Annotated in this window: 1 protein-coding gene; it reads left to right on the top strand. The window is 59.5% G+C overall.

Features of this window, described 5'->3' with window-relative positions; translation table 11 throughout:
* On the top strand, window positions 1–644 hold a 644-nt coding region (locus LD110_RS23360), incomplete at its 5' end, for an IS256 family transposase (protein WP_225502332.1).
* Window positions 645–677 lie beyond the last annotated feature (33 nt).

Genomic DNA, 677 nt, shown 5'->3' with positions numbered 1-677 from the left:
CCGAACTGGCCAACCGCGGGGTCAAGGACGTGCTCATTGTCTGCTGTGACGGCCTCACAGGTTTCCCGGATGCTGTCGCCGCGACCTGGCCGACTGCGACCGTCCAGACCTGCGTTGTGCACTTGATCCGCGCCTCAATGCGGTTCATCGCCTACGGCGATCGCCGGAAGGTCGCCACCGCGCTCCGCCCCATTTATACTGCCCCGACAGCCGAAGCGGCGCAGGATGCACTTGATGACTTCGAAGCCTCCGAGCTAGGCCGCAAATATCCGGCAACCGTGCGGACCTGGCGCAAGAACTGGGAGAAGTTCATCCCTTTCCTCGCCTTTCCACCACCGGTGCGCCGCGTCATCTACACCACCAACGCCATAGAGTCACTGAACTACCAGCTGCGCAAAATCATCAAGAACCGCGGACACTTCCCCAACGACCAAGCAGCCGTGAAACTTCTCTGGCTGGCCATCTGCAACATCGAAGACAAACGCACTCGGGAACGGGGCAAGCTGACCGGCAGAACCCGAGAAGGCCACCACAAATCGGTCCACAAGCTCATCGAGGGCAGCGTCACACAAGGCTGGAGCGAAGCTCTCGGGATCCTCGTCCTGAACTATCCCGACCGAATAGAACCCCACCTAAACCGATAAGAATTCCACCCCACGTACACAAACAACTTGACA

Source organism: Arthrobacter sp. M4 (assembly GCF_020251205.1).
GTDB lineage: Bacteria > Actinomycetota > Actinomycetes > Actinomycetales > Micrococcaceae > Arthrobacter.
This window is presented reverse-complemented; position numbering and strand designations above follow the sequence as displayed.